Here is a 23,485-nt window from a genome sequence, read left to right as displayed (position 1 = left end):
AGGAGAAGGCGGAACATGGTCACATTGCTGCGCGGTGCCGATATCTGCGCCCCGGAACGACTCGGTAAGCAGGACATCCTCATCGAAGGGCAGCAGATCACCTTCATCGGTGATCTCCCCGCCGAGGCGCTCGATGGTCTTCCCAACGCCACCGTCATCGATGCCCAGGGGCTCACAGCCACTCCAGGCTTCATCGACCCTCATGTCCACATCTCCGGTGGCGGAGGCGAAGGCGGCTACGCCAACCGCACCCCCGAGATCGTGGTCAGCGACATCGTGCGCGCCGGAGTCACCACCGTCATCGGCTGTCTGGGAACCGACGGAGTCACCCGCAGCCACGCCGACCTCCTCGCCAAGGCCCGAGCTCTGGAGACCGAAGGCATCTCCACCTACATCTATACGGGCAGCTACCAGGTCCCGGCACGGACCCTGACCGGTGCCGTCGTCGATGATGTCGTCCTCATCGACAAGGTCATCGGTGTCGGCGAGGTTGCGATCTCGGACCGCCGTTCGTTCCAACCCACCGTCGAGACTCTGGCCGAGCTCGTCAGCCAGTCTCATGTCGGTGGGCTGCTGTCCGGCAAGGCCGGAATCACCCACTTCCACGTCGGCCCCTACGAGACCCGGCTGGCCCCGCTGCATCGTCTCCTCGACGACTATCCGATCGCACCGCAGGCCATCTACGCCACCCACATCACCCGGTCCCCCGAGCTGCTGGCCGACGCCGTCGATCTGGCTGCCAAGGGCGCCATGGTCGATATGACGGCCTCGTCGACGACGACGCAGTCGCTGCAACGCTACATCGACCTCGGCGGGGACCTCAGCCGTCTCACTCTCTCCTCCGATGCCAACGGCAGCCTGCCGGAGTTCGACTCCGACGGACGGCTCATCGGCATGGATGTAGCCAAGCAGACGACTCTGTATGAGCAGGTGTGGGCGTGTGCCGACCTGCCCGGTGTCGACCTGTCTCAGACCATCTCCCTCGTCACCTCCAATACGGCAGATGTCCTCGGCCTCGAGCACAAGGGGCGCCTGCGTATCGGAGCGGATGCCGACATCCTCCTCACCGATGGCAGCCACACCATTCAGCTCGCCTTTGCCCGGGGGCGAGAGGTCGTTCGCAACGGCGCCCCGCAGATCCGAGGAACCTTCGAATGAGCCACAAGCACGACACGACGACTTTCCCCGACGACATCGAGGAGAAGCGCCCGTCCTTGGGTTGGTCACTGGTGCCCCTGGTCGCGATGCTCGTGCTGCTGGCTGTGGGCTACGGCGTTCTCGGACTCGCGCCCGAACCGCTTCTGATCCTCTCTGCGATCATCACCGGCCTGGTGGCTCTGCGGATGGGGCTGGGCTGGGAAGAGATGCTCCTGGGGATCAGGGAGAAGCTCGATACTGCGATGCCGGCGCTGCTCGTGCTCATCTCCATCGGCATACTCATCGGCACCTGGATGATCGCCGGCACCATTCCGATGATGATCTATTACGGCTTGGGCCTCATCAGCGCACAGTTCATCGTGCTCATCGCCTTCGTCATCTCCGCGATCGTCTCGGTCATCACCGGCACGTCGTGGGGTTCGGCGGGAACCGTGGGCGTCGCCCTCATGGGAATCGCCGCGGGCTTGGACGCACCGCTGGCGGCGACCGCCGGAGCGATCGTCGCCGGTGCGTACTTCGGTGACAAACTCTCGCCGCTCTCGGATACGACGAACCTGGCTCCGATCGCTGCCGGCACCACCTTGTGGGAGCACATTCGGCACATGCTCTACACCACGATCCCGGCCACGGTCGTGGCGCTGGCGCTCTATCTGTTCGTCGGCATCAATCAGCAGTCCGGTGGAACCGATTCGGATCAGATCACTGCCGTCACGGGAACCTTGGACAGTCTCTTCTCCTTCAATGTCCTCCTGCTTCTGCCGATGCTCATCGTCCTCGGCGGAGCGGTTCTCAAACTGCCCACTCTTCCGACGATCATCGGTTCCTCACTGGTTGCCGGGGTCCTCGCGGCGATCTTTCAGAAGGTCAGTCTCGAATCGATCTTCGCCTCCACCGTCGACGGGTTCACCCCGGACATGCTCGAGGTCGGGTCCTCGACCCTGAAGAATCTGGACCCTCAGGTCGTCGAGTTGGTGTCCCAGGGCGGCATGGCGTCGATGACCGGTGTCATCCTCATCGCGTTCAGTGCTTTCGCCTTCGCCGGCATCATGTCCAAGTCCGGTGCTCTCGAGACCATCATCCGATCCCTGCTGAGGTTCGTGAAGCGCACAGGTGATCTCGTCCTCTCCACGGTCCTCTCATGCATCACGATGGCCGTTGTGACCGGCAATTCCTATCTGTCGATCATCGTCCCGGGGGAACTGTTCAAAAAGGCCTATGCTGATCGGGGTTTGGACGCGAAGAACCTCTCACGCACGCTCGAGGACTCCGGCACGGTCGTCGTTCCACTCATTCCCTGGTCCTCGGCAGGCGTCTACATGGCCGGTGTGCTGGGTGTCTCCGTTCTCGACTACGCCCCGTGGGCGGTGTTCTGCTACGTCGGTTTCGCCTTTGCCATCATCCTCGGGTACACCGGATTCGGCATCGCCAAACGCCGCGGGCCAGTGCTTCGCTCCTAGGCAGGCGAGACCTGGGTGGTCCTCATCGATCCCGCCGGCCATGCGCTCTGCATCTCTGACGCGAAGAACTGAGGCTGGCCCATCGGTGCGTCCCCGCGGGGAGGCACTCACCCCGAAGTCAGCTTCTCCACCCGCACGATGTAGTGGGAGGAGTCGAGGCCGTCGACAAGGATCGTCGCCGAGTATTTGTCGTTGCCCCCGGTGACCACCCAGTTGGGTTTGAGGATTCCGCTGGGTGCGGCCGCCTCCTCGATGGTCAGTCTCATGCCCAGTTTCACCGTTTTCAGGACTTTCGTGCGCACCAACGAGCGCGCTGTTCGCCTCACATCGTCGGGACCGGGTTGTGGGCCTGCCTGGTCGGAGGATTCGAAGGAATCCAACCACTCTGCCACGGCCACCGTCTCACCCCGAGGAACGAAGTCCGCGAGGTACCCCTTGCCTGAATAGGCATTGACCAGGACGTTCATTCGCTGCCTGGGACTCGTCTCTGCGAGAACAGGATCGGCAGACCACGACCGTTCGGCTCGCCGGAAGATGCTGCGCGTGCGGGCGCTGAGCACCGTCCACCAGAAGGGATGGAGGACCTTTCGGACCTCGGCGGTCGCATGGGGCAGCTTGCGCTCGAACACTGCGCGCGCCTCGGCGGCGGTGATGTTCGGCGCCAGTCTCAACGCCGATTCCGGGACGATCAGCTCAGGCTTCTCTCCCCCGCCGGGCAAACTGTCCGGGTGCTCACGCATCCTTGGGCACCTGCGCGGCGAGCGCATCGTTCTGGCCGGTGAGCATATGTGCGGGGATGGCACCGATCTTGTCGGTCTCGTTCAGTGCCGCAACGACGTGTGCCGGGACAGGATGCGATTTCTGCGTGGCCAGGGACACGAAGATGAGGGCAAGGGTCGAGCACACGATCCCGACGCCCATCGGGTCGACGCCGGTGACATCGACGAGTCCGGTCAGCTGCCATACGACGGAGGACACGGTACCGAGAATCATCGAGGAGATCGCTCCGGGCACGTTCGCCTTCTTCCACCATGCGGCGGCGATGTAGACGGGGACGAATGCGGCGCCGAGCACCGTGGTGGAGAAGATGACCACCTCGGCGACGGCCGGCGGATCGTTCACGGCCACAAGGTAGCCGATGATCGCGAGCACGAGCACGGTGAACCGGGAGACCCACACGGACTGCTGATCGGACATGTCCTTCTTGACGAAGCGCTGGAACAGGTCCTGGCTGGCGATCGTGCCCGACTGGAGCAGCAGCGCATCGGCGGTGGACATGATCGCGGCCATGATGCCGGCCATGACGATGCCCACGGCGAAGTCCGGCAGCACGGAGTCGGCGACCTGGAAGACCGCGAGCTCCGGATTGTCCAGGGTCGGCAGGAGGATGAGCGCCATGACGCCGACGATGTAGGGCGCGGGGATGAACAGGAGGTTGAAGCCCGTGGCGTACATGCTCGCCGTCCGGGCGACCGAGGGCCGCTTCATCGCCATGTGGCTGACGTTGACGTGCGGCCAGCCCATGTAGCCGATGGAGAAGACGAGGACGGCGCCGACGATGACTCCCCACTGCACGGATTCGATTCCATCGGGACCCCACATGGTCAGCAGATTCGGGTTGATCCGTCCGACCTCCTCGTTTCCTGCGGTCCATCCGCCCACCGCCTGGAGGGTGGCGATGAGGATCCAGACCATGCCGATGAGCATGATGATCGCCTGCACGAAGTCCGTATAGGCCACGGCCAGGTATCCGCCGAGGAAGGTGTAGAAGACGATGACGCCGACGGCGATGAGCAGCGCCCAGGCGTAGGGGATCCCGGTGACCATCTCGAGGCCGCGACCGCCGGCGATGAACTGGCTCATCACGTAGAAGAAGATGCAGAACAGCGCCACCGGGGCCGCGATCGCGCGGATCCACTTCGACGGGTACCGGTGTTCGAGGTATTCGATCGAGGTCAGCGAGCCCAGTATCTGGGAGAGTTTGCGCATCCGCCGGCCGAGGATCGACAGGTTGAGCACACCGCCGCCGATGTCGCCCATCGCGTACCAGAGTGAGAAGTAGCCCTTCGTGTACGCAAGCGACCCCGCACCGAGGAACATGTAGCCCGACATCGACGAGGACTGCAGACGAAGAGCGGTCACCGCTGGTCCCAGACTGCGACCGCCGAGCAGGTAGCCTTCACTGCCCTTCGACCCGATCTTGAGCGTCCACACTCCGATGCCGGCCATCGCGACGAAGTAGATGACGAGGAACCATGTTTCGATATTCATGCCAGTCCCCCGTTCTCTCCCGCCGAGGCGGCTCCGCCATCGGTCGCAGATCCGCCCTTCGCGCTCGCCCGAGTGTTGGCCAGTGCCGCGTCCTCGGCGACGTCCTCGGCTTTCCAGCCGCGGGAGAGGACAACGAAGACGAGGGTGTAGATCACCCAGATCGCGGGAATGCCGAAGATGATGACGACCGTCGCCGTCGGAAGACCGAACACATTGACCACCTCGTTGTGACGCAGGGAATCGAGAACCTGTGAGTGAGGTTACAACATTGCCCCGTCTCGACCGCACCGGGGGTCCGAGTTCACATGCTGGGAACGGGCAGGAGCTGTCATTCCACGGTGATCGTGACGACGTGTTCGACCATGCCGTGGATGCGCAGCTGCCAATCCTCTGCGTCGATCGACGGCGGGATGAGAGCGGTGTCGATGCGGTAGAAATCATCGTTCGCGGGGCGTCAGGCCGGAAACGTCGAGTTCGACTCCCGTCGGGATCGCCGGCGCGCGCCCATCCGGCCGATGAGCGCCCCGAACCCGGCACCGCCTGAGACGATGCCCACGATGAGGGCGAGTTTGTCCTGGGTACCGAAGCGTCCGATTGCAGTCTCTCCCCTGCTGCCGCGTCCTCAGGCGAGCCGGCGACGCAGACGCACGGCCGCCTCGGTGAGGGCGCGAATCCGTTCGTCGCGGACCGCTTCCGGCAGATCCGCGGACGAGTGCAGACCATGTTCGAGGAGCACGACGACCTGATCGGCGAGGTTCTGGTCGCCCAGCCGCGGGACTGGGCGTGCCTGCGATCCGAGGGCAGAGAATTCGGTGAGAGCGGAGCGGATGGCTTCGCGACGGCTCGCGGCCGGTGGGGTCGCCTCGTCGAGTTGAGTGCTCGTCAGAGAGATGATGCGGATGCGCAGTCGGCGCACCTCGGTCTCGAGCTCTGCCGCTGCCGTGGTCATGCGTTCATGATAGTCCTTCTGCCCCGGCGGGACGCCGAAGGGCGGATCCCCCATCGGGGAATCCGCCCTTCGGTCAGTCAGCTCTCAACCGCATGCGTGAGGTTCCTGCGGTCGGCGTCGACTCAGTCTCTGAAGTAGGAGATGAGGCGCAGAATCTCGATGTAGAGCCACACCAGGGTGACCATGAGGGAGAACGCGCACATCCAGGAGTACTTCTCCGGGATCTTGTGCTTGACGCCCTCTTCGATCATCTGGAAGTCCATGATCAGCGTCATCGCGGCGAGCACCGTGGCGAGGATGCCGATGATGACGCCGAGTGGGAATTCCATTCCCATGATACTGATCGGCATGCTGCGGGCACCACCGGTGCCGGTGAACAGGGAGACGCCGAGGTTGATGATCGAGAAGATCGCGTAACCGCCGACGGCGATGAGCAGGAACTTCTTCATCTTCGAGCCGTAGCGCACGCCCTTGAACTTGAACAGGGCCAGCATCACACCGAAGACGCAGAGCGTGGCGAGCACGGCCTGGATGACGATGCCGGGGTACATGTTCTCGAACAGCGAGGAGATCCCGCCGAGGAAGACACCCTCGAATGCGGCATAGCCGATGATCAGGCCCTTGTTCGGTTCCCTCTTGAAGGCATTGACGAGTCCGAGGACGAGGGCGATGAGCATCGCAGGGAACGCCAGGGCCGGCACGAACCAGCCGACGGCGGCTCCGGCGACGAGGATGGCGAAGAGCACACCGGTCTTCATCATCACGTCGTCGTAGGTCATCGCCCGGTCGGCGACCTGGGGTCCGGCGTTGCGGTTCTCGGCGGCCGGCTTGTTGAACAGGTCGTTGAGTTCCTGGTCGGACATGACCGGCTGATTGCGGCCGGCCTGGGCTCCCTGATTGATAGCCCGGTTCATCATGGGGTTACTCACGGTCGAGATCCTTTCGATCTGAGCAGAATGAGCACAGCCGAGAGGCTGCACTGACGATGTTTCACGGTCACAGTCTAACGGGACGGCCTGGACGGGAACTGTGGATTCCAGCCCGCGTCGCCCGACGTTGCATGATCGTGATGCTGTGGCGGGCAACGCTCGCAGCGGCTGCAGAATTCCCGTGTTCGGGCTCAGCCCATGTGCGCTCAGCCCATGTGATAGTGAGTGGCGGCTCCCGGACCCCAGGGAATGCCGGTCGCCCACCAGATGAAGAACAGCAGTCCCCACAGGATGAACATCGCGAACGACAGCGGGATCGTGAAGGAGAGCACTGTGCCGATGCCGGCGTCCTTCTTGTACCGCTGTACGAACCCGAGGACCACGACGAAGTAGGGGCTCATCGGGGAGATGATGTTCGTCGTCGAGTCGCCGATGCGGTAGAGCGCCTGAGTGGTCTCCGGGGCGATCGACAGGAGCATGAACATCGGCACGAGCACGGGGGCCATGAGCGTCCACAGTCCCGAACCGGAAGTGAGGAAGAGGGCGCCGACGGCCACGAGCAGCCAACCGCCGAGCAGGATGATGAATGGTCCCGTGTTGAGGGCCCCGAAGATCTCCGCACCCTTGATCGCCAGGATCTCGCCGAGGTTGGACATCTTGAACAGGGCGAGGAACTGGCTGGCGGCGAAGAACAGGACGATGACGGGCACGAAGGGCAGCAGCCCCTTGCTCATCATCTCGGGAATGTCGGCGGTGCGCTTGATCGATCCGGTCGCATAGCCGTAGACGATGCCGACGATGAAGAAGCCGAAGCCGATGATCGCGGCGATTCCGGCCATCAGACCCGATTCCGGGCCGAAGCCGCCGGCTTCGTCGCGGAGGAACGACCCGACCGGCCAGGCGAGAGCGAAGAGCACACCGGCGCAGACGATGATGCTGATGACGGCGATGACCATGCCGCGCTTCTCGTTGCCGTCGAGTTCCATCTTGACGTCGAAGCTGTCGTCTTCGGTCTCCTCGTCGAGTTCGATCTGGTCGGCTCGTTTGGACAGGAGCAGCTCGGTCACCAGTGTCACGGCCGCGGCGACGACGAACATCGAGACGAAGTTGAAGTAGAAGTTCGCGACCGGGCTGACCGTGTAGTCGGCGTCGATGATCTGCGCGGCCGAAGTCGACAGGCCGCCGAGGATCGTGTCGAGCGAGTTGACCATCGGTGCGGCCGAATATCCGCCCGAAGTCGCCGCGTAGGCGACGAGGCAGCCGAGCAGGGGGTTGCGGCCGACGGCTTTGAACGCGAGCCCGCCGAGCGGAATCATGATCATGTACGAGGCGTCGGAGGCGATCGACGAGGCGGTTCCTGCCAAGGCGACGATGAAGGTGATCCACTTCGGGGAGGCCCCGGCGATCGTTCCGCGCAGCATCGCCGGGATGAGCCCGGACTGTTCGGCCACGGCTACGCCGATGAGCACGATGAGCACGAGCCCGAGCGGTGGGAAGGTGACGAAGTTGTTCGTGGCACCTGCGACGATCTCGCGCAGCGAATCGGTGGCGAAGAGGTTCGTCACCGTCACCTTCTCGTCCGTGGCGGGGTTGACGGCGCTGAGTCCTGAGGCCGAGAAGATCGCCGAGAGGATCATGACGATGACGGCCAGGGACAGGAACAGCCAGAACGGGTGCGGCAGCTTGTTGCCGGCCTTCTCGATGATGACGAGCAGGCGCATGAGCCAGTTGAGCTCGGACTTGCCTCTCTTCTTCTCGTCGGCGGCGGGGGTACTCGACATCGGGTCTCCTCGGTCTCGGTGGCACCGGTCGGTGCTGGCCAGTGAGGCACATGTGAGTGCGATCACTTCGAGGAGACAAGTGTCCTGGACAAACGTCGTTGCGTCTCGTCGATCTCATATTCCGGATACAGGGTCGGTGCCCCGTGTCCGTACCGCGGCGGGTGAGCCCTCACCGAGGCGGGATGAATGGCGGAGGGCGCCGATCGCAGGGTCTGCGATCGGCGCCCTCATCGGCCGAATGGCGACTGAGCACCCGCGAACGGGTGGGGCCGCCTCGGCGATATCAGCGTTCGAGGTCTCCGCGGATGAACGCTTCGACCGCTTCGTGGGCGGCGTCGTCGTCCTGCTGTTCCGGGGGCGACTTCATGAAGTAGGAGGATGCGGAGATGAGAGCTCCGCCGATGCCGCGGTCGAGGCCGATCTTCGCGGCACGCACGGCATCGATGATGACGCCGGCGGAGTTCGGGGAATCCCACACCTCGAGTTTGTACTCCAGGGACACCGGCGCGTCGCCGAAGTTGCGACCCTCGAGACGGACGAAGGCCCACTTGCGGTCGTCGAGCCATTCGACGTAGTCGCTGGGTCCGATGTGGACGTCACGGTCGGACAGCTGCGCCGAGGTGTTCGAGGTCACGGCCTGGGTCTTCGAGATCTTCTTCGACTCGAGGCGCTGCCGCTCGAGCATGTTCTTGAAGTCCATGTTGCCGCCGACGTTGAGCTGGTAGGTGCGGTCGAGGACGACGCCGCGATCTTCGAACAGCTTCGCCATCACCCGGTGGGTGATGGTCGCGCCGATCTGGGATTTGATGTCGTCACCGACGATCGGGACGCCCGCGGCACGGAACTTCTCGTCCCACTCCTTGGTTCCGGCGATGAAGACGGGCAGGGCGTTGACGAAGGCGACCTTCGCGTCGATGGCGGCCTGAGCGTAGAACTCGACGGCCTGCTGGGAACCGACGGGAAGGTAGCACACGAGCACGTCCGCTTCGGCGTCCTTGAGTGCCTTGACCACGTCGGCCGGGTCACGATCGGATTCGACGATCGTGTCGCGGTAGTACTCTCCGAGCCCGTCGAGGGTCGGCCCGCGCAGCACCTCGATGCCGGTCGGTTCCACATCGGTGAGTTTGATGGTGTTGTTCTCGCTGGCGGTGATCGCCTCGGCGATGTCGACGCCGACCTTCTTACCGTCGACGTCGAAGGCGGCAACGAAATCGATGTCACCGACGTGATAGTCCCCGAACTCCACGTGCATGAGGCCGGGCACCTTCGTCCCCGGGGCCGCGTTCCGGTAGTACTCCACACCTTGGATCAGGGAGGAGGCGCAGTTGCCCAATCCGGCAATCGCGACTCGTATCGATTTCGTTGCCACATCTCTCCTTTGTCTTTTCGGGTCTCACCGGGCGGCAGGACTGGTCCCACAGACGGTTTCCCCAAGCAGGTCCTCATGATTGCGGGCCCGCCCATCCATAATAGTGACCCCGTCAAAATGCCGAGCATCGGCACCTGATCGCGGCAGCCGTCGTCTCAGCTGACGACCAGCGGTTCGAGGATCAGGTCCGGGTGATTCTTCTGCACACCCTGCAGCCGCCACCGGTCGGAGAACAGTGCGAGCAGCTCTCCGTCCGAACGGTGCAGCACCTCGACCGAGCGTTCCCGGGCCAGTGTCGGCACGCATTCTGGTGTGGTGCGACGGGCCAGCGAGAAATTGAGCCGTTCGAGGGTGCACGGGGCGTTGAACTCATTCGTCATCCGGTCTTCGGCGACTTCGAACTGCATGGGGCCGACCGCACCGAGCACCGGCGCCTGATCTCCGCGCAGCTCCGAACGCAGCACCTGGATGACGCCTTCGTGGTCGAGCTGTTCGATGCCGCGGCGGAACTGTTTGTACTTCGAGGAATCCTTGGCCCGGATGACCATGAAGTGCTCGGGAGAGAACGTCGGGATCCCTGGGAACTCGACCTTCTTGTCGAGGTAGAGGGAGTCTCCCACACGCAGGGCGGAGGCGTTGACGAGGCCGACGACGTCACCGGGGAAGGCCTCATCGACGACGTCACGGTCGCGGCCGAAGACCTGCTGCGCATACTTCGTGGCGAAGGGTTTGCCGGTGCTCGCATGGGTGAGGACGCTTCCGCGTTCGAACACTCCGGAGCAGACGCGGATATAGGCGAGCCGGTCGCGGTGGTTCGAGTCCATTCCGGCTTGGACCTTGAAGACGAACCCGGAGAACGGGGCGTCCACGGGACGGGGCTCGTCATCTCTGTCCAGGCGCGCCTCGGCGGCGGGGGCGAAGTCGACGAGCATGTCGAGGAGTTTGTGGATGCCGAAGTTGAGGACTGCGGAAGCGAACATCACCGGGGTCGTCTTGCCGGCGAGGAAGGTCTCCTGGTCGTGGTTCTGGTCCTCCATCTCCAGCAGATCCGATTCGTCGACGGCTGTGGCCCAGGCATCGCCCTCGAGCTCCGCGGCGGCGTCGGCGGGGAAGCTCTCCTCACCGGCGATGGTCGCACCGCCGTCGGTTCGGGTGTACTTCGTGTATTCGCCGGTGGTCCGGTCGAGGACACCGCGGAAGTCTCCCGACTGACCGACGGGCCAGGTGATCGGGGTGGGCAGGAGACCGGTGCGCTGCTGGACTTCGTCCATGAGCTCGAGCGCGTCGAGGCCCGGCCGGTCCCACTTGTTGACGACGGTGATGATCGGAATGTTGCGGTGAGCGCAGACCTCGAAGAGCTTCATCGTCTGCGTCTCGAGGCCCTTCGCCGCGTCGATGAGCATGACGGCGCAGTCGACGGCCGAGAGCACCCGATAGGTGTCTTCGGAGAAGTCGGCGTGACCGGGGGTGTCGACGAGGTTGAACACGGCGTCGCGGTACTCGAACTGCAGCGCTGCCGAGGAGATCGAGATGCCGCGGTCCTGCTCCATCTGCATCCAGTCGGAGACGGTGGCGCGGCGGCCGGCCTTGCCGTGGGTGGCTCCCGCCTGCCCGATGGCGCGTGCGTGCAGGGCGAGCGCCTCGGTGGTCGTCGATTTGCCCGCGTCGGGGTGGGAGATGACAGCGAACGTGCGGCGGCGGGCCGCCTCGTGTCGGATGTCCTTGTCGGAATACTGGCCAGAAGTCACCAAAATATCCTATCGTTCTTCTTCTCCGTCCGGCGTGTCCGTTCAGTCACAGTGGCCGGGGCTGAGGTTCGCGGAAGGGCGGAGCGTCCAGCGTCTTGTCGGATTCTGCCCATATGCTGGTGGCGATGTCTGAGGAATTCGTTGAATATGCCGGCCGTTCGGAACCGAAGGAACGCTGGCTCAAGGCCCTACCGCTGATCGTCGCGGGCGTGCTCGGTGCACCGCTGCTTGCGTTCGCCATCATGTTCTCGCTTCAGATCGCCCAGGTGACGAAGTACATCTTCGATATCGGCACCTCCGGGTGGGAGGCCGCCGGCCTCGTGCTGCTCAGTCTCTCCGGAGCGTTCTGCGTGGTCTTCTGGATCGGGTTCCTCTTCATCGGCACCCGTCGCCGCACCTGGAAATGGCGCACCTGGTGGGCGGTCGCCGCGTTCCTCGCCGCTGCTGTCGTTCCGATGTGGGCTGCTGTCGACTGGCTGATCCATCCGGCGGCCTGACCGCCGGCCCGCCGCCTGACCGCCGTCCCGCGGCTTGTCCGCCGGCCCGCCGCCTGACCGCCGTTCCTCACCGCTGCGGGCACTCCGCACTCCCAGCGGCACCTCCTCCAGCTGACGGCCGGTCCAACGACTCGCGGCACCTCCTACAGATCCGCAGTCCATCAGTCACCGCTGGCGCCGAAACCACCCGGTGCACCGAGGTGTTTTGCCGCGAACGGTGACGGATGGCCACATGCAGCAGCCGCAACTGCCTCAGAGACGGCCGGTGTCAGAGATGGACAACCTCGGAGATGGGCGACCTCAGAGCTGGCGGCGTCGGAGCTGGCCGGGCTCAGAGCTGGGCGAGAGCCTTCGCGATGCGCTTCTCCGACACCGGGTGTGCGGTGCCCAGCGAATTCGCGAACAGTGAGACTCGCAGCTCTTCGAGCATCGTGACGACCTCGACCCACGCAGCGGGGAGAGACACGACGAGCTGCGACCACTCGGCCTTCGCCAGCGGCGGGAAGCGGTTGCCGATCTTCTTGACCACATCATCGCCGCAGCCGGTCACGCGGTCCATGAGCTGCTTGTCACGGATCGGTGAATCCTGCATTCCGCCGATGCGCACCACTTCGGCCTGCACCCAGCGGGGCAGCTCGCGCAGCATCTGCGGAGTCATCGCCGCCACTGCCGCCGCGCTCGTCCGCGATCCTCTCCATGCCTTCACATCGGCGAGGTTGGACAGGATCGTCAACGAGGAGGCCTTCGACACGAGCTTGTCGAGCTCGGTTGCCGCGTTGAGCGCCTTCAGCAGCGACGACAGCAGCTCGACGCAGCTCAGCGGCAGCTGGGCGTGAACGTCCGTGCGCAGTCGCGCGAATTGCTCCGCCGTGGACACCCACGAGGACTCCGCCGGACCCAGCCTGTCAGCCACGAGTCCGCGGATTCCGACGCGGACGAGGCTGGTGAGCAGTTCGTCTGCGGACTTCTGGTGACCGGCGAGGATGAGCTTCTCCTCGGTCGTCAGCCCGTCCTGGAGGTATTTGAGCGTGTCACCGGTGTGCAGTGACAGCAGTGTGATGAGCGCTTCTCGGGTGGCGATCCGGGCTTCGAGTGCGGTGTCGAAGGCCACGAGGTCGACGGATTTCGACCGATCGGCCAGTCCGGGGACGGCACCGGCCGCTGCCTGGTCCGGGTCACCGAGTTCGCCGAACGACCACTCCGTCTGCCCGGTCTTCGGTGTGAACGAGGTCTGCTTCTGCCGCGCCTTGCGCACCTGCGGTTTGGCTCGAGTGCTCAGTGCGGCGAGATCTTCGCCGAGCCCGACGGTCTTCGTCCCGTCGACGACACGGAACGTCAGCCGCAGATGAGCGGGGATCCGCGAGCGGTCGAAGTCGGCGGCAGTGACCGTGATCGGCACCAGATCGTGCAGGCCTCCCCCGCCGGCACGCTCGCTCAGATGCGCGGCGAGCACTTCCGGCAGACTCCCTTGGTATGGGGTCAGCGCCGGCAGAATCTCGCGGGCCACGTCGGGCGCGGGAACGAAGTAGCGGCGTTTGTTCTTCGGCAGCGACCGGATATAGGCGGCGACGAGTTCTTCGCGCAGCCCCGGCACCTGCCAGCTGAAGTCTTCGACGTCGACGGCGGGAACCGCCTCGGCGGGGATTTCGACGGTCACCCCGTCGTCGGTGCTTCCGGGGTCGAAGGAATAGCGCAGCTTGGCCCGGGTGCCGTCGGCCAGTTCCCATTCCATCGGGAAATCCGAGGCCACCGAGGCGGTGAGCTCTTCGCTGTCATCGCTGAGCAGCACCGAGGTGGTGAGGTCGAGCAGGTGGGAGTCCCGTCGCTTCTGCTTCTTCCACCACGATCGGAAGTCCGCCGCCGAGGTGATCCCCTCCGGAATCCGTTCATCGAAGAATTCGAAGAGGGCATCGTCCTGGTCGAGCACGCGGCGGTTGCGTGTGCGCGAAGCCAGTTCTTCGGCGTCGTCGATGACTGCGGCATTGTGGTCGAGGAACCCGAAGCGTTCGTGCCAGTCGCCTTCGATGAGTCCCTTGCGGATGAACATATCGCGGGCGGCTTCCCGGTCGAACTGCCCGTATCCGACGCGGCGGTCATTGACGAGTGTGACTCCGTAGAGCGAGATCTTCTCATAGACCATCGAGGCACCGGCCTTCGTCGACCAGTGCGGATCCGAATGCTGTCGGGTCACCAGATCACCGGCGGCCTCAACAACCCAGTCCGGGTCGATCGCCGCGACCGTGCGGGCCCACAGGCGGGAGGTCTCGACGAGTTCGGCGGCCATGACGAAGTCCGGGTTGACCTTGAACAGTCCCGACCCCGGGAAGATCGCGAAGCGGGTGCCGCGAGCACCCTGATAGTCCTTGTGACGTTCGGAACGGGAGCCGATCATCGTCAGCAGCCCGGTGAGCAGGGACCGGTGGATCGCAGCGGCATGCGGGTCGAGCTTCACGGCGGCCACCTGTTTGCCGGTCGCCCCGGCAGAGCCGGTGAGCCCCTGCTTCTTGGCACTGCGTTTGGCCGCACTGAGCTCGGCGAATCCGATCTTGCCCGACCCAGAGCCCGCAGAGCCCCGGCCGGACGGGCGGCCGGCCGGGTCAGCCTGCGACTCATCGTCCGTCGGCTGCCAGACGGACTTCTCGATGCGGATCCCCGCCGAGCCGAGCAGCGAACGCAGCTGTCCCACGAGGTCCTGCCATTCGCGGATGCGCACGAAGTTGAGGAACTCGGTCTTGCACCGGCGGCGGAACTTCGACGACCCCATGTCGGCCTGCAGGCTCTGCAGGTAGTTCCACAGGTTGAGGTAGGACAGGAAGTCGCTGCCGCGATGGGTGAACCGGGCGTGTTTCTCATCGGCGGCGGCACGCACCTCCGCGGGACGTTCTCGCGGGTCCTGGATGGACAGAGCGGCGACGATGACGGTGACCTCTCCCCCACATCCGGCTTGCGCACCGGCGATGACCATCCGGGCCAGTCGGGGGTCGATCGGGAGCACGGTGAGTTTCCGACCGATCTCGGTGACGTGGATTCTGCCCGTGCTGTCGCTGGTCAGGGCCCCGAGCTCGGTGAGCATCGTTCGGCCGTCACGGACGGCTCGGGCCTCCGGAGGGGTGAGGAACGGGAAGTCGAGGATCTCCTGGTCGCTGGAGGCGAAACCGAGCGACGCCATCTGCAGGATGACGCTGGCGAGGTTCGTGCGCAGGATCTCCGGATCAGTGAACTCAGGTCGGGATTCGAAGTCCTCTTCCGAGTACAGCCGGATGCAGATGCCTTCGCTCGTCCGCCCCGACCGGCCCTTGCGCTGGTTGGCACTGGCTTGGGAGATCCGCTCGATCGGCAGCCGCTGCACCCGGGTGCGGTTGGAGTACCGGGAGATGCGGGCGGTGCCGACATCGATGACGAATTTGATGCCGGGCACCGTCAGCGAGGTCTCAGCAACGTTGGTGGCCAGCACGATGCGAGGACGCGAATGCGGTTGGAAGACCTTCTGCTGTTCCCCGGCAGAGAGACGGGCGAACAGCGGCACGACCTCCCAGCTGCTCATTTTCGGACGACTGCGCAGGTGGTCTTCGAGCGCCTCGGCGGTATCGCGGATCTCGCGCTCGCCGGAGAGGAAGACGAGGATGTCGCCGGGGGCTTCGGCGGCGAGCTCGTCGACGGCGGAGATGATGCCTTCGGTCTGCTCCTCGACTCCCGTCGCGTAGTTGCCGGAATCGCCGGGCCCCTCCAGGTCATCATCGCCAGCGGCCGGGTCATCCCCGAGCGGACGGTAGCGGACTTCCACGGGGTAGGTCCGACCCTCGACAGAGATGATCGGAGCGTCATCGAAATGGGCGGAGAACGATTCCGGGTCGATCGTCGCCGAGGTGATGATGACCTTGAGGTCGGGGCGCCGGTGGAGGACCTCCTTGAGGTAGCCGAGGAGGAAGTCGATGTTGAGGCTGCGTTCGTGCGCCTCGTCGATGATGATGACTTCGTAGTCGCGCAGCAGCCTGTCGCGGGAGAGTTCGGAGAGCAGAATGCCGTCGGTCATCACCTTCACCCGGGTGGAGTCGGCGACCTGCGCGGTGAAGCGCACCTGGTAGCCGATGGTGTTGCCGAGTTCTTCGTCGAGCTCGTCGGCGATGCGTTCCGCCACGGTCCGGGCAGCGATCCGCCGCGGCTGGGTGTGTCCGATGAGTCCGTCGACGCCGAGTCCGAGGTCGAGGCAGATCTTCGGCAGCTGCGTGGTCTTGCCCGAACCTGTCTCGCCGGCGATGATGACGACCTGGTTGTCCCGGACCGCCTCGGCGATTTCGTGTCTCGCGGCGGTGACGGGCAGGTCTTCGGGGTAGGTGACGGTGACCGGGTGTGCCGTGCGGGCGTCCCTGAGCCGAGCCCGGCGCTGCTGGTGGTGTGCGGCCGTGGACTTGCGTCGCTGCTGCGAGCGCCCACGTCCGGTGTTCCGGCGCCGAGGCGGCTGCTGAGGGTTCGTGTCCGTTGGCGTGGTCGACGGGGTCGGGTTCTCTTCTGCCATTGCGTCTCCCAGCTTAGCGTCATCCCCGCCGAGGCGGTGCGGAGCCGGGCACGGTCGTCAGCTGCTCTGCCCGTGCGGTTGGTCTGCCCCTGCCCCGGCTCGGAACCGGTCGGCGATGCTCCGCAGCACGGGCTTCATCGCAGCATCGTCGCTCATGTCGACAGCCGTCCATACCCACCGCACACGGTCTACCGCTATCCTCGAAGTGTGAGTGACCATAATTCTGTCGAGGACTCCCGCAGCCGCATCGCCCGCCGGGTCTTCCCGGACGGAGTCGACCCGGACCCCCGTTTCACCCTGGCCAACGAACGGACCTTCCTGTCCTGGATCCGCACCGCTCTGGCCTTCATCGGCGGCGGAATCGCGGTCGAGGCCTTCACCTCGGAGATCTTCTCGACCACGCTGCGCGCCACCTTGTCGATCGTGCTCATGGTCATCGGCTTCGTCCTCGCCGCCGGCGCCGCTTTCCGGTGGCACCGCATCGAATCGGCGATGCGGCGCAAGACCTCTCTGCCGCTGCCTCTCATCATCCCCATCGTCAGCCTCGCCACGGCGCTGGGTGCCGGTCTGCTCGTCCTGGTCGTCGCCGGTCTGCTGTGATGGCCTCCCGACCGCCCCGTCCGCAGCCGCACTCCGACCCGGCGCTGCAACCGGAGCGCACCACGCAGTCGTGGCTGCGCACAAGCCTGACGATGACGGTCGTGAGCCTCGTCTTCATGCGGTTCGTCAATGTCTTCCAAGGCTGGTCGGTGGCGATCTTCGTCATCTGCATGGGCCTGGCGATCGTAGCGATCGCCATGCAGGTCAGGCGCTACCGTCTGGGTTCCGTCTCGATCCGATCCGAGCGCGGTCGTCCCACCCCGTGGGCCGTGGCATTCCTCACCACCGCGGTGTGCCTCATCGCGGCGCTGAGCATCGCCTCGGTCATCAAGATCTCCCTGAGCTGAGCCGCGGGCCCGCCCTGGGGCCGACCAGCAGACTCGCTCGACTGGGCCCGTATCCTCGCGAGGCTCGCCCGACTGCATCCGCATCAGAGCGACGCAGCGTGACCGTCTCCGATCGATCCGGTGTTCCTCGTTGTGAGACCGCAGTTCGGGTCGCGGATCCACCTGCATAGACTTGAGCACATGAAGGATGCACGCGAAGTCTCCACCGCCCCACTCGTCGCCGTCGGTCTCATCGGCGGCTTCCTCACCGCCCGCGAGACCGGGATCCGTCCGCTCGGCGGCGTCGTCCTCGCTGCGGCCGGTGCCTATGCCGCCCGCTCCTGGTACGTGAAGAAGGGGTGGCCGGCAGCGACCGGGCTCGCCCTGACCTACCTCGGCGGCTTCGGTGCCTCGCATCCCTTGGCGAAGAAGATCGGCGCCTGGCCGTCAGTGCTCGCCGTCGGAGCCGTCAGTGCGGCCGCGTCCTACCTCGTGTCCGATATCGCCGAGGCGGACTGACCGACACGCCGGCCGCCGAGCACAGCTCGATCGACCGGCACACCGACTGACCGACCGACTCAACGACCGACCACCGGGTCGCAGGAAGCGAGGACCCCGAGTAGCCCATGCTGGCTGTGTTCGAAGGTTTCGCCGTCATCGCCGGAGTCATTCTCACCGGATTCGTCCTCGGACGGTCCGGCGTCCTCGGACCCCACGGCCAGCAGGTCATCGCGAAGCTCGTCTTCTACGCGGGCACCCCGACGCTGCTCTATGTCACCGTCGCCGACACCGACCTCGGGCTGATCTTCAACACGGCTCTGTTCGCCACCGGCGGTTCGGCCATCATCGTCGGTCTCCTCCTCTTCGTCCTCACCCGCTGGATTCGCCGACGCAGCACCGGTGAGGCGATGTTCTCCGCCTGGGCGACCAGCTACGTCAACATCGGCAACCTCGGCATCCCGATCGCCGCCTACGTCCTCCACGACATCGGCTACGTCGCTCCCGTCCTGCTCTTCCAACTGCTCGTGCTCGCACCGATCGGCATGGCTGTCCTCGACGGGGCGGGGAAGAAGCAGGTCGACTCCCACTGGTACACCACGGTCCTCCAAGTGCTGAGAAACCCGATCGTCCTCGGCGCCGCAGCCGGTGTGGCCGCCTCGGCGACGGGCTTCGAACTGCCGCGGTTCATCTTCGAACCCATCGACATGATCGGCGCCACTGCCGTACCCGGAGCGCTGCTGGCCTTCGGCATCTCCCTCAAGGACGGGTGGGCCCTGCCCGTCAAGGGCACGCGCTCGCAACTGACATACATCACCGTCGCCAAATTCGTCGGTCAACCGCTCATCGCTTGGGTCATCGGCGGTCCTCTGCTCGGCTACGAGGGAGTCGACCTGTTCGCGATCGTCGTGACTTCGGCCCTGCCGACCGCGCAGAACGTCTACATCTACTCGATGCAGTACCGGCAGTCCGAGGCGCTCATGCGCGACGCAGTGTTCATCACCACCGTCCTAGCGGTGCCCGCCCTCGTCATCATCGCCGCCCTGCTGGGTTGAGGTTCGTCCGCCCGGGAATACGCCCGGCTGCGGTGAAATCGGCCGCCGTGGCGTGTCCTGCCCCGCTCAGCCCCTCGGGTCGCTGACAATGGGGGTGTGTCCAGAGACGAGAAGAACGAGACCGAAGACCTCCTGAGCAGGCGGATGAGTTCAGGGTCTGCCAGTGCTGCCGAGAAGCAGTCGCAGGCCCCTCTGGAGGCGGCCAATGATCCCTCGACCGACACCGAGGCGTTCGATCCGATCACGGATCCCATCGCCGAGGATGCCCCCAAGCATTCCGCGGACGCCAAGCCCTCGACGGGCCCGGTGAGGGTGGCTCCCGCCCATTCCGCGAATCCGCACTCTCAGCCGACGACGAACACGCGGGCGACTGATCGCACCGCATCGTCGAGCACCGCCTCGGCGACATCAACCGACACCGGCGCCACACGTGAGGTTCCGGAGAACGCACGCACCGCGGTGATGAGCGAAGCGGATTGGGCCGCCGTGTCGAAGGCGGCGACGTCGACCGATGCGCGGGATCCCGAAGTGCCCGAACGCCGCCGCTCGGTCCTCGACGTCATCGGCACGATCTGGATCATGCTCGCCACCCCCTTCGTCCTCTTGGCGTTGGCGGTCCGCTTCGTCGCCTCGGGCATCTTCCTCAAGATCGAATACTTCCGCCCCGGGTTCCCGGCCGATCAGTTCGGCTTCGGTTCCGCCGACCGTGAGCACTACGGGACGTATGTCGTCGACTACCTGCACAACTTCGACTCTCGGCGCTACCTCGCCGATGTCGTCATGCCCAATGGTGAGCCGGTCTTCATCTCCGATGAGCTCAGCCATATGGCCGACGTCAAGGGCCTCATCTCTCTGCTCTACCTCGTGGCGTTGGTCGGGATCATCGGGTCCGTCCTCTTCGGCATCTACATGTGCCGTCGCAACGGGATGGGCATTCACGCCGGAGTGCGCCTGGGATCGATCTTCAGCATCATCGCCATGGCCGCCGTCGCTGTCGTCGCCGTACTCGGCTGGGACAGTTTCTTCCGCGGATTCCATAAGGTCTTCTTCGCCGACGGTACGTGGGAATTCTACGCCGATGACTCGCTGATCAGGCTGTTCCCGCCGCAGTTCTGGGTCGATGCGGGAATCGTCGGCGGCGGACTGTTCGTCCTCCTGGCGATCATCCTCTTCTTCACCAGCTTCACCGGGCACAAGAAGCGCCGTGCTCTGCGCAGGGCACGCAAGGAGGCCGCAGACGCGTGAGTCTCTGCTGGTGAGCCGGACACGGCTACGGCAGGTGACCGGCGACGGACGGGCCTCAGACTCAGATGGTCGGCTGCAGATGAGCGTCGACAAGCGACAGTGCGGGTGAGAGTCCCGCTCCACGGTTCCGGCCGGGTGGTCTTTCCCCTTCCACCCGGCCGAGTCTCTGTCCGGGACCAGTCATCGACGTCGGGGACTAGTCGTCGACGGCGTCACGTCCGCGGCGGACGAGCAGCGGGTCGGCCTCGAAGACGACCGAGGTGTCCTTGTCTTCGTAGTCGAACTGGTTGAGGAAGTAGCGCATCGCATTGAGTCGAGCGCGCTTCTTGTCGTTGCTCTTGATCGTGATCCACGGGGCATGATCGGTGTCCGTGCGGCGGAATGTCTCCTCCTTCGCTTCTGTGTAGTCGTCCCACCGGTCGAGGGATTCGAGGTCCATGGGTGAGAGCTTCCACCGCCTGACCGGGTCGATCTGTCGGATCGCGAACCGGGTCCGCTGCTCCCGCTGGGTCACGGAGAACCAGAATTTCGTGACGTGGACGCCGGAGTCGATGAGCATCTTCTCGAACACAGGGGCCTGGTCCATGAACGTCTCGTATTCGTCATCGGTGCAGAAGCCCATGACGCGTTCGACGTTGGCCCGGTTGTACCAGGAGCGGTCGAACATGACGATCTCCCCGTTCGTGGGCAGGTGGGAGATGTAGCGCTGGAAGTACCACTGTCCGGCCTCCCGGTCCGAGGGCTTGTTCAGCGCTACGACGCGGGCGGCACGCGGGTTGAGGTGTTCGGTGAAGCGTTTGATCGTCCCGCCCTTGCCAGCGGCGTCCCGGCCTTCGAAGACGATGACGTGTTTGGCGCCGGTGTCCTGGCCCCAGTACTGGAATTTCAGCAGCTCGACCTGCAGTCGGTATTTCTCGAGTTCGTACGTCTCCCGATCCATCTGCTCCCCGTACGGGTACCCTTCACGCCAGGTTTCGACGGCGCGGCCCATCGGGTCGATGAGGTGAGGATCCGTGGTCTGACTGTCCTCAACGGCGTAGCCTTCGAGGCGGAGTTTGTCGATGTACTCCCGCAGATTCTCTTGGAACAGGTTGTTCACGAGGTCCTTCCCTTCCGATGGCGCCACGGTGTCGTGCCTCGTGCACGCTAACGCGGCGAGGTGAATATCAGGTTATGCGATCGATGTCCCGTCTGGGGATGATACCGATGCCCAGCAGGGGTGCGAGCGCGATGAGCCCGAAGGACAGCGGGTAGCCGAAGACGGTGACGAGTGCGCCGAAACCGGGGCCCAGCAGCGCCGACATGACGAACTGTCCCGTGTTCTGTGCACCCATCGCCTTGCCCGACCAGCGGGGGCCGGCCGCCTCGGCGACCGAGGCGAAGGCGAGCCCGTTATCGGCCACCGACACCGCCGAGGCGAGGATGAACACGATGGCCGCGGCGACGGGCAGCTCCTTGAGCGAGAGGACGGCGATCGCCGCGACACAGACGACAGCGGCGATCGCGACGATGCGCATGAGCCCGACACGCGAGCCGACGCGGTCCGAGAGTCCGCCGACGAGCATGCGCCCCAGGGCTCCGACGATCTGCGCGGTCGCGACCACCGCGCCCGCGGTTCCCGCACCGATGTCGTGGACGGCGATGAGCCACACGAGACCGTAGGTGGAGAACGCGAACTGCGGGACGACGAGGAGGGCCGAAACCGCATGGATACGCCACAGGAAAGAATCGCTGCGGTAGGGATTGAGCATCGAGGCGGAGTCCCCGCTGCCCTCCCCCGCCGAGGCGGCCCCCGGCCGGTCGGGGTCACTCCGAGACACGACCGGTCCGGCTGGGGCGGGGCTGCCTGGTTCAGTGGCGCGGTCGAGGACGGCCACCTCGGTGCGGGTGGGTTCCTGCTGGGGCGGGTTCCGCACGAGGGCGAAGCAGATGAGCGCGAGCGCACCGGTGACGGCCGCGACGTACCAGAGGTAGGCGGGGAAGCCGCCGGCCGCGGCGATCGGTGGGATGGTCACGGCCGCGACGCTCGTGCCCAAGGGCTGGGACATCTGCCGGATCCCCATGGCCAGCCCGCGGCGGTGGCGGGGGAACCAGCCCATGACGACACGGCCGCTGGCCGAATTCACCGACGCGGCAGCAGCGCCGGAGGCGGCGATGACGAGGACCATCCAGATCGGTGAGTCGACGACGAGGACCGCGGCGGCCGAGAACACTGCGGTCAGTCCGATGCCCAGGGTCATGGCCAACCGCTCCCCGTAGCGATCGGCGAAGGCACCCCACGCGATGAGGGTGAGGATGAGACCGAAACTCGGGGCGGCGGCCACCGTCCCGGCTTGGGTGAGTGTGAACCCGAGGTCGGAGTGCATATACGGGATGAGGAATGCCGGCCCCGCAATCGCGATCGTCGCCGCCATCTGCGTGAGGACACCGATGATGAGGATCACCCAGGCCTGCCGGCTCGGTCCGTTCATCGTCATTGGTTCAGGCTAGCCGCGGCCTCGGGCCGTGCGCGGAATGTCTCAGATCGCGGTGGCATCGGTTTGCCGATAAAGTGTGTTCTGAGCATTCCCCCCTATAGCCCAATCGGCAGAGGCAGTCGACTTAAAATCGATTCAGTCTGGGTTCGAATCCCAGTGGGGGGACCCTACAAAATGCATCTGACCTGCAATGATGCTTTCCAAGCGGATGAGCTGATTCCGATAAGGAGTCGCAAACCCCACGCTTACCCATCTTTTTCGTTTCGGTTTTCGCCGAATCGATCGAGGATCTCGGACACGTCGGGAGCCGCCGTCGCCTTCTTCACATAATGCTTCGCGGTGACCGCTGTACCAGAGTGACCAAGCACAGCAGCAGCCGCCTCGAGGGTCGCCTCGGCATCGATGAGCGTGGCCACAGACTTACGGAACACATGCGGCGAGATCGTACCGTCACTTTCTATATCCTTGAGCGCGGCTCTAAGCCTTGATCCACCGATCTGCTTGATGTCCGGTGGCCCACTCGAATTTGAGCTTGGGCACGATGAGTGGGCAGGAGGTAGTGTCCCGGTCTCTCACCGGTCTCTTCCACATTGAGCCTCCCAGAGCCTC

General features: G+C 65.0%; 20 protein-coding genes and 1 tRNA gene. 9 read left to right on the top strand and 12 right to left on the bottom strand.

The annotated features are described in order from the left end of the window. Positions 1-15: 15 nt before the first annotated feature. The gene (gene iadA / locus ACPUD7_RS11595; protein WP_425119980.1) at positions 16-1,158 is read left to right on the top strand and encodes a beta-aspartyl-peptidase; all 1,143 of its coding nucleotides are present in this window, start codon (positions 16-18) and stop codon (positions 1,156-1,158) included. After that, entirely contained in the window at positions 1,155-2,615 is a 1,461-nt protein-coding gene (gene nhaC / locus ACPUD7_RS11590; RefSeq protein ID WP_425119979.1) for a Na+/H+ antiporter NhaC, read from the top strand. Before iadA ends, nhaC begins: the two co-directional genes overlap by 4 nt. A gap of 107 nt (positions 2,616-2,722) precedes the next feature. Here the strand turns inward: nhaC and ACPUD7_RS11585 are convergent, their stop codons facing one another. The 8 genes from ACPUD7_RS11585 to ACPUD7_RS11550 form a co-directional block, all read right to left on the bottom strand. Then, positions 2,723-3,355 carry a hypothetical protein gene (locus ACPUD7_RS11585; protein ID WP_425119978.1) on the bottom strand — a complete coding sequence of 211 codons (633 nt, stop codon included), beginning with the start codon at positions 3,353-3,355 and terminating at the stop codon, positions 2,723-2,725. Continuing rightward, positions 3,348-4,886, bottom strand: a complete 1,539-nt coding sequence (locus tag ACPUD7_RS11580; protein ID WP_425119977.1) for a sodium/proline symporter — start codon at positions 4,884-4,886, stop codon at positions 3,348-3,350. Before ACPUD7_RS11580 ends, ACPUD7_RS11585 begins: the two co-directional genes overlap by 8 nt. Continuing rightward, complete coding sequence (locus ACPUD7_RS11575) at positions 4,883-5,098, bottom strand: hypothetical protein (RefSeq protein WP_135537953.1); 216 nt, start codon at positions 5,096-5,098, stop codon at positions 4,883-4,885. The genes ACPUD7_RS11580 and ACPUD7_RS11575 overlap by 4 nt, the downstream gene beginning before the upstream one ends. A gap of 410 nt (positions 5,099-5,508) precedes the next feature. Next, the gene (locus ACPUD7_RS11570) at positions 5,509-5,835 is read right to left on the bottom strand and encodes a hypothetical protein (protein WP_425119976.1); all 327 of its coding nucleotides are present in this window, start codon (positions 5,833-5,835) and stop codon (positions 5,509-5,511) included. A 122-nt stretch (positions 5,836-5,957) separates the two neighbouring features. Continuing rightward, on the bottom strand, positions 5,958-6,752 hold the full coding sequence (locus ACPUD7_RS11565) for a Bax inhibitor-1/YccA family protein (protein ID WP_425120027.1): 795 nt from the start codon (positions 6,750-6,752) through the stop codon (positions 5,958-5,960). 218 nt (positions 6,753-6,970) lie between these two features. Continuing rightward, entirely contained in the window at positions 6,971-8,545 is a 1,575-nt protein-coding gene (locus tag ACPUD7_RS11560) for an AbgT family transporter (RefSeq protein WP_425119975.1), read from the bottom strand. 283 nt (positions 8,546-8,828) lie between these two features. Beyond that, positions 8,829-9,914 carry an inositol-3-phosphate synthase gene (locus ACPUD7_RS11555; RefSeq protein ID WP_135537947.1) on the bottom strand — a complete coding sequence of 362 codons (1,086 nt, stop codon included), beginning with the start codon at positions 9,912-9,914 and terminating at the stop codon, positions 8,829-8,831. A 155-nt stretch (positions 9,915-10,069) separates the two neighbouring features. Beyond that, entirely contained in the window at positions 10,070-11,662 is a 1,593-nt protein-coding gene (locus ACPUD7_RS11550) for a peptide chain release factor 3 (protein WP_135537945.1), read from the bottom strand. 125 nt (positions 11,663-11,787) lie between these two features. Between ACPUD7_RS11550 and ACPUD7_RS11545 the strand changes: the two genes are divergently transcribed. Beyond that, positions 11,788-12,159: a hypothetical protein gene (locus ACPUD7_RS11545; protein WP_135537943.1), complete on the top strand. Its 372-nt coding sequence runs from the start codon at positions 11,788-11,790 to the stop codon at positions 12,157-12,159. A 331-nt stretch (positions 12,160-12,490) separates the two neighbouring features. Here ACPUD7_RS11545 and hrpA read toward each other — a convergent pair whose 3' ends face one another. Next, positions 12,491-16,675, bottom strand: a complete 4,185-nt coding sequence (gene hrpA, locus ACPUD7_RS11540) for an ATP-dependent RNA helicase HrpA (protein ID WP_425119974.1) — start codon at positions 16,673-16,675, stop codon at positions 12,491-12,493. 207 nt (positions 16,676-16,882) lie between these two features. On the opposite strand from hrpA, the gene ACPUD7_RS11535 reads away from it, so the two are divergent. From ACPUD7_RS11535 to ACPUD7_RS11515, 5 genes are all read left to right on the top strand, one after another. Next, on the top strand, positions 16,883-17,275 hold the full coding sequence (locus tag ACPUD7_RS11535) for a YidH family protein (RefSeq protein WP_425119973.1): 393 nt from the start codon (positions 16,883-16,885) through the stop codon (positions 17,273-17,275). After that, positions 17,275-17,622, top strand: a complete 348-nt coding sequence (locus tag ACPUD7_RS11530) for a YidH family protein (protein WP_135537937.1) — start codon at positions 17,275-17,277, stop codon at positions 17,620-17,622. Before ACPUD7_RS11535 ends, ACPUD7_RS11530 begins: the two co-directional genes overlap by 1 nt. A gap of 180 nt (positions 17,623-17,802) precedes the next feature. Further along, entirely contained in the window at positions 17,803-18,120 is a 318-nt protein-coding gene (locus ACPUD7_RS11525; RefSeq protein ID WP_135537935.1) for a hypothetical protein, read from the top strand. Positions 18,121-18,227: 107 nt separating this feature from the next. Then, the gene (locus ACPUD7_RS11520; RefSeq protein ID WP_135537933.1) at positions 18,228-19,154 is read left to right on the top strand and encodes an AEC family transporter; all 927 of its coding nucleotides are present in this window, start codon (positions 18,228-18,230) and stop codon (positions 19,152-19,154) included. A gap of 96 nt (positions 19,155-19,250) precedes the next feature. Further along, positions 19,251-20,399, top strand: coding sequence for a TIGR01906 family membrane protein (locus ACPUD7_RS11515; protein WP_425119972.1), 1,149 nt, complete (start codon positions 19,251-19,253; stop codon positions 20,397-20,399). 196 nt (positions 20,400-20,595) lie between these two features. Here ACPUD7_RS11515 and ppk2 read toward each other — a convergent pair whose 3' ends face one another. After that, entirely contained in the window at positions 20,596-21,498 is a 903-nt protein-coding gene (gene ppk2 / locus ACPUD7_RS11510; RefSeq protein WP_135537929.1) for a polyphosphate kinase 2, read from the bottom strand. 67 nt (positions 21,499-21,565) lie between these two features. After that, a complete protein-coding gene (locus ACPUD7_RS11505) occupies positions 21,566-22,876 on the bottom strand; it encodes an MFS transporter (RefSeq protein ID WP_425119971.1) in 1,311 nt (436 codons plus the stop codon). Between the two features lie 91 nt (positions 22,877-22,967). Here ACPUD7_RS11505 and ACPUD7_RS11500 point away from each other — a divergent pair. After that, positions 22,968-23,041: transfer RNA gene (locus ACPUD7_RS11500), tRNA-Leu, on the top strand. 80 nt (positions 23,042-23,121) lie between these two features. Here ACPUD7_RS11500 and ACPUD7_RS11495 read toward each other — a convergent pair. Continuing rightward, positions 23,122-23,292 carry a hypothetical protein gene (locus tag ACPUD7_RS11495; protein ID WP_425119970.1) on the bottom strand — a complete coding sequence of 57 codons (171 nt, stop codon included), beginning with the start codon at positions 23,290-23,292 and terminating at the stop codon, positions 23,122-23,124. Between the last annotated feature and the right edge of the window lie 193 nt (positions 23,293-23,485).

Origin of the sequence: Brevibacterium sp. FAM 24630 (genome assembly GCF_049804075.1) — a bacterium.
Taxonomy (GTDB): domain Bacteria; phylum Actinomycetota; class Actinomycetes; order Actinomycetales; family Brevibacteriaceae; genus Brevibacterium.
Note: the sequence above shows the minus strand (reverse complement) of the source record. Positions and strands in the feature narration are given on the sequence as shown.

Excerpts from the sequence above, each read along its gene's own strand:
- iadA (WP_425119980.1), top strand. The coding sequence starts at position 16 with ATGGTCACATTGCTGCGCGGTGCCGATATCTGCGCCCCGGAACGACTC.
- nhaC (WP_425119979.1), top strand. The coding sequence starts at position 1,155 with ATGAGCCACAAGCACGACACGACGACTTTCCCCGACGACATCGAGGAG.
- ACPUD7_RS11585 (WP_425119978.1), bottom strand. The coding sequence starts at position 3,355 with ATGCGTGAGCACCCGGACAGTTTGCCCGGCGGGGGAGAGAAGCCTGAG.
- ACPUD7_RS11580 (WP_425119977.1), bottom strand. The coding sequence starts at position 4,886 with ATGAATATCGAAACATGGTTCCTCGTCATCTACTTCGTCGCGATGGCC.
- ACPUD7_RS11570 (WP_425119976.1), bottom strand. The coding sequence starts at position 5,835 with ATGACCACGGCAGCGGCAGAGCTCGAGACCGAGGTGCGCCGACTGCGC.
- ACPUD7_RS11565 (WP_425120027.1), bottom strand. The coding sequence starts at position 6,752 with ATGATGAACCGGGCTATCAATCAGGGAGCCCAGGCCGGCCGCAATCAG.
- ACPUD7_RS11560 (WP_425119975.1), bottom strand. The coding sequence starts at position 8,545 with ATGTCGAGTACCCCCGCCGCCGACGAGAAGAAGAGAGGCAAGTCCGAG.
- ACPUD7_RS11545 (WP_135537943.1), top strand. The coding sequence starts at position 11,788 with ATGTCTGAGGAATTCGTTGAATATGCCGGCCGTTCGGAACCGAAGGAA.
- hrpA (WP_425119974.1), bottom strand. The coding sequence starts at position 16,675 with ATGGCAGAAGAGAACCCGACCCCGTCGACCACGCCAACGGACACGAAC.
- ACPUD7_RS11530 (WP_135537937.1), top strand. The coding sequence starts at position 17,275 with ATGGCCTCCCGACCGCCCCGTCCGCAGCCGCACTCCGACCCGGCGCTG.
- ACPUD7_RS11525 (WP_135537935.1), top strand. The coding sequence starts at position 17,803 with ATGAAGGATGCACGCGAAGTCTCCACCGCCCCACTCGTCGCCGTCGGT.
- ACPUD7_RS11520 (WP_135537933.1), top strand. The coding sequence starts at position 18,228 with ATGCTGGCTGTGTTCGAAGGTTTCGCCGTCATCGCCGGAGTCATTCTC.
- ACPUD7_RS11505 (WP_425119971.1), bottom strand. The coding sequence starts at position 22,876 with ATGACGATGAACGGACCGAGCCGGCAGGCCTGGGTGATCCTCATCATC.